Origin of the sequence: Chitinimonas sp. (assembly GCF_041904975.1) — a bacterium.
Lineage (GTDB): Bacteria > Pseudomonadota > Gammaproteobacteria > Burkholderiales > Chitinimonadaceae > Chitinimonas.
The window spans coordinates 1-8,071 of the sequence record NZ_JAYRLZ010000204.1 but is presented as its reverse complement, the minus strand read 5'-3'; the positions used below and the strand labels follow the sequence as shown (position 1 = coordinate 8,071).

Below are 8,071 nucleotides of genomic sequence, written 5' to 3'. Positions count from 1 at the left end.
GAGGAGTCTATCGTTTTTGGTCTTGAAAAAACTTTGCACTTTTTGCTTGATGGCCATGCAGCAGAGTTTGAAAAAGGAGATGGAAAGACTGAGCTATTTGGACTTGAAGGGCTGGATGTTGTATTAAAACACCTAGATCTCTACCTAACTTCAAGAAGTTCCGACTCGCTTGTGCTGCGAAAGGGGGTTGTGGAGTTACCGAAAGACCAAAAGAGCGGAGCAAAGAAAAAGGCGCGGAGGTTTTTGTCAAGCAAAGCAGGTCGCCACATCAGATCAATCGAGGAGTGTACGAAAAAGTTTCGAAAGGCACACAAACTCGTTCATTTTATGATGCAGCACAAAGATCGCATAAAATATCAGTACGACGTTATGGATTCGAAAATAATATTCCGCGTAGAAACCACGGGTATTGCGCGCAGATTTGAAAGCATGAACATAATGCAAATACTTGGATTCGGCGTGGAGGATTTCAGTAGCTTTATGGGTACGAATACTTGTACTGCCTGCGGTTCTGGCGATGTGACGCAACTTACAATTAGACTTATTCACGAAGAAGATAAAGAGCACTTCAGGAATGAGTATCTTGAATATATGTTTGAGCAACTTTACAAGGCATTCAAGAGGTTGCCTCCAAAATCAATATTACTTCAAAATAATCTGCCAATACTTTCCGATACGAAAATATTTAATGATATATTGCGCAACAGCGAAGATCATCGAGAATGATGCAACGTATCAAGTGAGCCGCCTCGGATTTGGTTGAGGACGTGCAACGAGTGATCGCTAGGAGGTGATCAGATTGCCACGAGGGCAGATATCTCACCACGATCAAGAGCCCGTTCAAGGCCATCGCGGCGTACTCGGGTTGCCTTCCGCATCCATGCTGCGATGATTATCCATCGCCTCAGCAAGTGACGCGAGTTAATCAAGTCCCTGGAACGCGGTGCGACACTAAGCCCGGCAGCTGCTCCGCCAACCCTTCGGCAACCCACTGCGACTAGCCGTACGCGTATCCTGGAAACTCAAGCGCCAGCGTCGTCTTCTGTTTCAAAACGCGGCGTACCAGATTGGCCAGTTCACGAAGCTCTGCGACGTTACGGACTTCGATTGGCGCCACCACTTCAACGAACCGGCATCAGGCCAATTGCTCGACCTTGATCGACGGCACGATGGTGTAGTCGGCGTCCCTGGACAGCCGAGCCTCCTCCACACGCAAGGCCTCGAACCACTCGTCTTGCCCCGGGCGATTAGTCGTGGTGTAGCTCACCACTTTCTTCCTGCTTCGGCCGAGTTGCTTGTATGACTTCTCGGCACCATCGAAAAGATCGCCTTCAATCTTTTCATATGGGTGCTCTGTCGCCTGCTGTGCGGCCTCCTTGACCAGGCCTTCATAGACATGGCGAGGATGTTGCCACGCCACTTCGACGCGCATTCCGCCCAGAATGAACTGCACGTCATCCCACCAGGACAGCCCGCTCGGATTAACTTCGCTGTAATCACGCCGGATGCGAATGCCCTGGTCGAAGTAGTGCCCTTGCTTGTTCCGATGATACTGCCGTGCAAACCTGCGTCGCAATTCAAAATGGCGATTCTTCATGCCGTGTCCTGTGTGGGGTGAGGCTACGCAAACGAGGCTTGGCTGTAATGCGTAATTTGTCAGTACCAATCAGGAACTGGCACTCACAATACCCAGCTTCTCCGCCCAAGCGCGTGGCAGACGAACGCTGACGTGCGAGGGAGACTTGCCGGAGGCCGAGCGCACCTCGAACTCAACACCTTCGAACTCGAGGTGGATGAACGCGCCTTCCGGATCAAAAGCCTCCTCGTAGAGGTGGAAGCCTCCGCCATCGGACTCCCCGAAATGCTTGATGGTGACCTTGGTACTCATGGGTTAGTGACCCCTCTTGTACGGCAGCCGACGCTCAATCACTAGCAGTGCCTGTCGAGCGCTCCGGTGCCGATGCCTTGGGTTACTTTCACGCGAGCCATGCTATGCACTCGATAGCGCCCGCACTGCAAATTGAGTCTACCAGCGTGCCTTAGTTTGGCTGGGTAAGCACCGTCGCCGTGTAAGTGCCGTTGCCTTGTCTCCGCAAGGCAAAGCGCCAACCTTCGAACTGCAAGTCTTCCGTCGTGTTCCGATCGAATGCTTTGCTGACCGTGCGCTCCAGCCCGTTGGCGTTGAATTGATTGAGCGTCAGCTTGAGCACGGCAGAGCCTTCCTCACTCAGCGTGATGGCAAAGGCCTTGCTGAACCGGCTGTCTGTTTCTTCCGTCAATTGCAAATGCGCCTCGACCGGTGTGCTTGCGTAAGTACCTTTGACCAATGTGGTGACGGCGCCAAGTCCACCGGAAGGTGCGGAATACGACCCTACACGCTCACACAGAGCGCCATCGCGATTTACATACAGCAGCTGGCTGTTCCCCTGGCCCCCAGACTGACGAATGACATACAGAGGCGTATCTTTGGCCTGACTTACCTCGGCTTGGTAGGGATGTCCGGCATTCAGCCGGAAGGAGAGCGATAGGAACCAGTCGGGCTTGTAGACGATATCCGCTTCCGGCACGAGGTACAGGTTCTTGCGTCCGAGTTTTCGGTAGGCCAGCTGTTCACCAGGCTTGAGCGTGAAGGGCGAACCCAGCTCGTAGCTTTTACTGATCTCGAAATAGGTCGGTAGCGCGCTGTAGTTGTAGCGCTGGGCATCGCTCAAGGCTCCAATATTGCAATCGGCAGCGTGCGCTGCTGCCGACAAGAGTCCCGCGATCAGGGTGAAACCATGAATCTTGAGCTGTGGCGAATGGGTCCCAGAAGGCATGAATCGTTTTCCCAGAGAGTCGAGGACAGTCACAGGCCTCTGTCCGGCTGGGAATCGATTGGCGCCGATTAGATGCGGCGGTGCAGCGCCGCGACACGTGTCCGATACGTCTCGATAAACGCTAGCAAATCGAGTTCCAGTGCATCGGCGATCACGACGAACTCAGGAAAATCAATGCGTCGTTCGCCGCGCTCGTACTTGGACACAAAGGACTGCGTCTTGTTGAGTCGCTCCGCCAGGTCGGTTTGCAGTAGCCCTTTGGCGGTACGTGCATCGACCAGCATCTGGCGGAACACCTGCGAGTTCGGGTCGTGGATGGGGTTGGCCATCCGCAAAGCCTGAAACCTGCTTTGGAATATACCATAACCCACTATGGACTATTTAGAAGTGCCATCTGCCTCACAATGCGGTACTCTCCGGATGCAGCCCTAGGCTTTGTCCTCTCCCGGCCCTCATACCGGTGATCGACGCTAGGTTAGACGTGGCCCCGAAACTTCGGGGCCATTTCATTTTCCACGCGGGCAGCTACACCGACATCCCATGCTCAATCTTGAGCAGCACAGCGCGCACGCGACTCTCTCCGTCGACGCCCGCCGCAACATCCACTGGCTTACCTCCCAGTACAGCGTTGTGGCTCTCCAGCCACGCCCGAGCCTTGTCTTCGCTCCCCAATACCTTTGCGGCATAGGCCAGCAACGGCAGCGTAAGCGCCTCTTCGTGGTTTGACTCGTCCATCGTGCTGCTCCCTGTTTTGCAGGCTGATGCAGACATTGTAGCCAGGCTGCAATCTCGCAGCTCGCGCCGCACAGGCCATACTGAAGGATGTTGCACGCTGACTACCTCGCCTCTGTTGAGAATTCCCTTGCTGATGACGGCCGGCCGCTACCGGAGTGGCTGCCCGACGAAACGCTGTTCAGCCTGCTGAGCCGATATCACCGCCTGACCGGCAATCGGCTGGCATCGGATACCTGCCGAACGCTTTTCGGTAGGCATCGGCAGGGATGTCAGCATGACTTCCCTTCGCATCTGGACGAGCTGATCCGCGGAACCCATTGCGCCATAGGTGACGCTGAAGGCCTGATCCGGCAGCGAACCATCTTGCCGTTCTACCTCCCCTTCAAGACCAAGGTTATCGCCAATGAAGCATTGACTGCGCTTCGCAACGGAACAGCCGATTCCATCAAATATCGCCTGGGCATCCTGACCAGCCGCTTCCGGGCCAACCACCCGCTCAAGGCCTGTCCAACGTGCATGGATGCGGACCGGGGCCGTTTCGGTACTGCCTATTGGCACCTGTCACATCAGTATCCTGGGGTATGGCTATGCCCAGCACACCGCACACCGTTGTTGCAGGCGACGATCAAATCCACTGGCGTCGAGCGCTTCCTGTGGCATCTGCCGGATTTGTCCTTGCTGGTCGAAACAGTTCCGCCCGATCTGAGTGTTGAGAACCAGGCTGGGTTGAGCCGGTTTGCTGCGCTGGCATTGGGCCTGGCCGGATTGCCGGCGGGTTTTCATTTCGACCCACTGCGACTTGCCTCAACTTATCGCCAGGCGATGATTGCTCGCGGGCTGGCCACGCCATCCGGCCGAGCCAAACTTGCCGACGCTTCACTGGCTTACACGCAGTCCATCAGTGGTCTACGGGTAGTGCCCGAACTGGCAGCACTTCCCGGCACGTCCAGTCTCGCCAGTAGCTTGATCAGCCGTATGCTGGGGCGCCCGGCAGCCTTCACGCATCCGTTACGCCAGCTATCCGTAGTCTATTGGTTGTTTCAGGATTGGAGCGACTTCGTGCGGGCTTATGCAGCGACCGCAGACATGGCGGCTGTAAGCTTAAGCGCCGCTGCCCGGTCACCCAAGGACGGCCAGCATGCTAGCAAAGCGCAGCTCTTAGCTTGTCTGGATGGGGGCGATTCGCTGCGGCGTGCAGCGGGTGTGGTCGGCGTGGACTACCAGACTGCCGCCACCTGGGCCACGGACGCAGGGTATTCAGTCCAGCGGCGAGCCAAGAAACTGAAACCCGATCGGCTTGCCAGCCTGAAGCACGACCTACGGTCGGGCATGCCGAAAAGCGAGGCGGCCGCGCGGCATGGTATCTCCGTCGAATCGGTCACCCGCATTCTGTTCACCGAGATCGGTTTACACGGCGAATGGGAACAAGCCAGAAGAGAGCGGGCGCAAGATGCAGCACGAAAGAGTTGGCAGGACGCCATCCAAATCATGGCGGGCGCAGGTGTCAAGCTGGTACGCGCCTATGCGCCGGCGGCCTATGCATGGCTCTACCGCAATGATCGAGCCTGGCTGTCAGAGCAATGCAAAAACCTACCTCGCCCGCCGCGCACCGGCGGACAACAGGTGGACTGGGATGCGCGTGATACGGTACTGGCCCAACAAGTGCGCCAGGTTGCTTTGGCGCTCACGACAGCTCAGGTCAAGCAAGCCCTCAGATTGTCGCAGCTTTACCAAGCCATCCCGGAGCTGAAAGCCAAGCTCGGCAAGCTTGATCGACTCCCGCTCACAGCGCTTGCGATCGTCGAAGTTCTTCACCGCAAGTGACATTCACGCCCATGGCCTGCTGACTTGCCTGCATTCTATGCATAAATAATGCATACTACATGCATGAGCGAAGCCACATTACGCACCGAAGCGTTGACCGCCGCCCGACTTGCCCGGCAGCTCGGTCTATCGCAAGAGGCTATAGCCGGAGCCATTGGTGCGAGCCAATCCCAGGTCAGCCGGGTATTGTCTGGCAATAGCCGGCGTCGTTCCCGGTTATTTGATGCGGTATGCAAATATGTAAGTTCTCATGCAACCGAGCGGCGTGGCTCTGCCTCGATTATGGAAAGCCCGGAGCTCGTGGCTGCCGTTGAGAGTGTGTGGGATGGATCGCCAACGCATGCGCAGGCGTTAGCATCGGTCATTCGTAGTCTTGCTGCGCTTCACCCTGGTAGCGATCTCGGCGCTGAAGTTCGACAGGAGGTACTGTGATGCACGTTCCCTCGCTTTTGCCCGATGAGTTGCATTTGGGCTTCGTTGGCCGCGTGATGCGCTTGAATGGGTTCACTGACACTGCTTCGTTCCGAAAGAACCTGCTGCGCATGCTCCCTGGCGCCAGAGAGGTTTCCATCGAAACGATTGCCACGTTGGCCAAGATGCCCCTTGGCCGGTACGCCTACCACCACTCCTTAATGCCGTTTCTGCATGCCATCAGGTTGGCACATCAAGCGCAATATACACATGAAGATGTCACTGCTTGGTATGGCAACGTCGCACGTCTCGGCCGTCTTACTGACGAAGTCTCGCTTTGTCCTGGCTGCGTGGCCGAGGACGAAGATTTTTGGGGATTCACTTACTGGCGTCGCTCACACCAGATTCCCGGTATTGATATCTGCCCCAAGCATGGTAGCGCGTTGCATCGCATGACACGGACCGGCGCCCTCCATCCGCCGGCGCAGTTCCTCAACAAGGCAGTCGCAGTAGACTCGGCAATCGTCGCGCAAGCACGTTCCAACGAGATCGTACGGCGCTATCAGGAAATATGTCTGCTGTTTCTGGAGCGTGGATCACCGTTGCCGGTTGATCAGGTGCGAGCACACCTGATCAATCGCAGCACAGAGCTCGGCCTAAGGGCCTGCGAGGTTGGCAAGCGGCCGGTTTTGTCCGACCTGATTGAAGAGAAGGCGGCGGGGCCGCGGTTATGGGCGAACTTCCCCGGCTTGGAGGGGCGAGCCAAGGGGAAATTTCACCATCCGGTCGATGGCATCATGCGTGGCAGCCATGTCGCCTATCCGGCACAGGCCTATGCACTGGGTCTGGCATGCCTGTTTGATTCTGCCGAGGAAGCTCTCCTGGCGATGAGCCAGCCCATCCCGAAGGTCCAAGGCATCGAGCGGGCGTCATTGACTGGATTGCCCAGCGAAGAGCGCACACCCAATGATCATCGCCTAATTCGGGCAACCCGTGCTTTCCTGCTTGGTGGCTCGTTGCTGGAGGTATGCGAGCAGTACCACGTCACACTGGCAGCATTGGAAACGATGCTTAGGGGGATTGGCATGAACGCGCTGGGAGGATCGGCGTATGCGATGTAGATCGGGCGCAAATGACACCGCGCGGCGCAGCATCCTGTGGCATAGGAGCTTCCTGGAAACCCAACCGATATAATGAATTGATATGGAACGAATCCACTCGATCAATGTTGCGAGAATAGCTTGGTGTTGTGCCGACCGCGGTATGACTCAGGATGAGCTCGCGCGCGAGGTCGGGATTGCGCCGGCCAGCCTCGACAAGGTGATGTCCGGCGAGACTGGCCTGACCTACAACCAGCTGAAACATATCGCCGTGTTTTTCGGGCGAGGCGTTTTGTTCTTTCTAGAGCCAGGTCAGGTGAACGAGGAGCAGGTCCATACTGCGCAGTTCCGTACTCTCGCGAACCAAAAGCCTGAGCTGTCCGCAAAGGTCAAAGCACTCATCGAACGGGTAGAGCGTCAGCGTTCGGTGTATCTGAATCTACGCGATGAGTTGGATAATCCGGACCTACCCCATTTTGATCCCCCCGCCCTTGCTGGGCTACCTGTCGGCGAAGCGGCCAATGTGGTGCGGCGGTGGCTAGCGCTCCCTGACCGAAATGACTTCGATAGTTATCGTCACGCGCTCGAAGCACGTGGCTTCTTGGTCTTTCGAAGCAATGGGTACAACGGGCAGTGGCAGATTGCGAAAGAGAGCCCCATCCTCGGGTTTTCGCTTTACGACGCCCAATGCCCGGTAATCGTCATCAAGAAGCAGGCCACCGAGACACAACAGAGCTTCACGTTGATGCATGAGCTGGGACACCTGCTGCTACACCGAGCCAGCTCGATAGACGACGACAACGATCTTCACTCGCACGACGGGCATGAACAGGAGGCAAACCGCTTTGCGGGCTACCTGCTGGTCCCAGACAACTTCTTGCTCGGCATCCGGGACGATGAGCGCCCGGCCGAGGTAGCGGAATATGACGATTGGCTCGCACCACAACGGCGGGCGTGGGGAGTCAGCGCCGAGGTCATCCTGCGCAGACTGACAGATACAGGTCGTCTGCCACGGGCGGCATATGCTGCTTACCGGGCCTGGAGACATCAGCTACCACCCAACGGTAGGGACGAAGGCGGTAACCGTGCATATCGCAGCCGGGAGCCCAAACACATCTTCGGTGATGTCTATGTCAAGACCGTACTCGATGCACTCAGCACGCGCCACATTACCCTGGCAAAAGC

Annotated in this window: 9 protein-coding genes; 4 read left to right on the top strand and 5 right to left on the bottom strand. The window is 56.7% G+C overall.

The window, feature by feature from the left end:
- The coding region (locus ACE3OH_RS16385) for a hypothetical protein (protein WP_374355361.1) at positions 1 to 726 on the top strand (726 nt) is incomplete at its 5' end.
- A 409-nt stretch (positions 727 to 1,135) separates the two neighbouring features.
- Here ACE3OH_RS16385 and ACE3OH_RS16380 read toward each other — a convergent pair.
- The 5 genes from ACE3OH_RS16380 to ACE3OH_RS16360 form a co-directional block, all read right to left on the bottom strand.
- Complete coding sequence (locus ACE3OH_RS16380) at positions 1,136 to 1,597, bottom strand: hypothetical protein (RefSeq protein ID WP_374355357.1); 462 nt, start codon at positions 1,595 to 1,597, stop codon at positions 1,136 to 1,138.
- 69 nt (positions 1,598 to 1,666) lie between these two features.
- The gene (locus ACE3OH_RS16375) at positions 1,667 to 1,888 is read right to left on the bottom strand and encodes a hypothetical protein (RefSeq protein WP_374355354.1); all 222 of its coding nucleotides are present in this window, start codon (positions 1,886 to 1,888) and stop codon (positions 1,667 to 1,669) included.
- 151 nt (positions 1,889 to 2,039) lie between these two features.
- Positions 2,040 to 2,816, bottom strand: coding sequence for a hypothetical protein (locus ACE3OH_RS16370; RefSeq protein ID WP_374355351.1), 777 nt, complete (start codon positions 2,814 to 2,816; stop codon positions 2,040 to 2,042).
- Between the two features lie 68 nt (positions 2,817 to 2,884).
- A complete protein-coding gene (locus ACE3OH_RS16365) occupies positions 2,885 to 3,145 on the bottom strand; it encodes a helix-turn-helix domain-containing protein (RefSeq protein WP_374355348.1) in 261 nt (86 codons plus the stop codon).
- A gap of 196 nt (positions 3,146 to 3,341) precedes the next feature.
- Positions 3,342 to 3,551, bottom strand: a complete 210-nt coding sequence (locus tag ACE3OH_RS16360; RefSeq protein WP_374355345.1) for an antitoxin Xre/MbcA/ParS toxin-binding domain-containing protein — start codon at positions 3,549 to 3,551, stop codon at positions 3,342 to 3,344.
- 87 nt (positions 3,552 to 3,638) lie between these two features.
- Here ACE3OH_RS16360 and ACE3OH_RS16355 point away from each other — a divergent pair, with 87 nt between their 5' ends.
- The 3 genes from ACE3OH_RS16355 to ACE3OH_RS16345 all read left to right on the top strand — a co-directional run.
- Positions 3,639 to 5,375: a TnsD family Tn7-like transposition protein gene (locus ACE3OH_RS16355; protein WP_374355342.1), complete on the top strand. Its 1,737-nt coding sequence runs from the start codon at positions 3,639 to 3,641 to the stop codon at positions 5,373 to 5,375.
- A gap of 431 nt (positions 5,376 to 5,806) precedes the next feature.
- The gene (locus ACE3OH_RS16350) at positions 5,807 to 6,907 is read left to right on the top strand and encodes a TniQ family protein (RefSeq protein WP_374355339.1); all 1,101 of its coding nucleotides are present in this window, start codon (positions 5,807 to 5,809) and stop codon (positions 6,905 to 6,907) included.
- A gap of 82 nt (positions 6,908 to 6,989) precedes the next feature.
- Positions 6,990 to 8,071 (top strand): helix-turn-helix domain-containing protein (locus ACE3OH_RS16345; RefSeq protein WP_374355336.1); only part of this gene is annotated, 1,082 nt, incomplete at its 3' end.

What these genes read in the sequence shown, in the direction of transcription:
- ACE3OH_RS16380 (WP_374355357.1), bottom strand. Translation starts at nt 1,597, where the DNA reads ATGAAGAATCGCCATTTTGAATTGCGACGCAGGTTTGCACGGCAGTAT.
- ACE3OH_RS16375 (WP_374355354.1), bottom strand. Translation starts at nt 1,888, where the DNA reads ATGAGTACCAAGGTCACCATCAAGCATTTCGGGGAGTCCGATGGCGGA.
- ACE3OH_RS16370 (WP_374355351.1), bottom strand. Translation starts at nt 2,816, where the DNA reads ATGCCTTCTGGGACCCATTCGCCACAGCTCAAGATTCATGGTTTCACC.
- ACE3OH_RS16365 (WP_374355348.1), bottom strand. Translation starts at nt 3,145, where the DNA reads ATGGCCAACCCCATCCACGACCCGAACTCGCAGGTGTTCCGCCAGATG.
- ACE3OH_RS16360 (WP_374355345.1), bottom strand. Translation starts at nt 3,551, where the DNA reads ATGGACGAGTCAAACCACGAAGAGGCGCTTACGCTGCCGTTGCTGGCC.
- ACE3OH_RS16355 (WP_374355342.1), top strand. Translation starts at nt 3,639, where the DNA reads ATGTTGCACGCTGACTACCTCGCCTCTGTTGAGAATTCCCTTGCTGAT.
- ACE3OH_RS16350 (WP_374355339.1), top strand. Translation starts at nt 5,807, where the DNA reads ATGCACGTTCCCTCGCTTTTGCCCGATGAGTTGCATTTGGGCTTCGTT.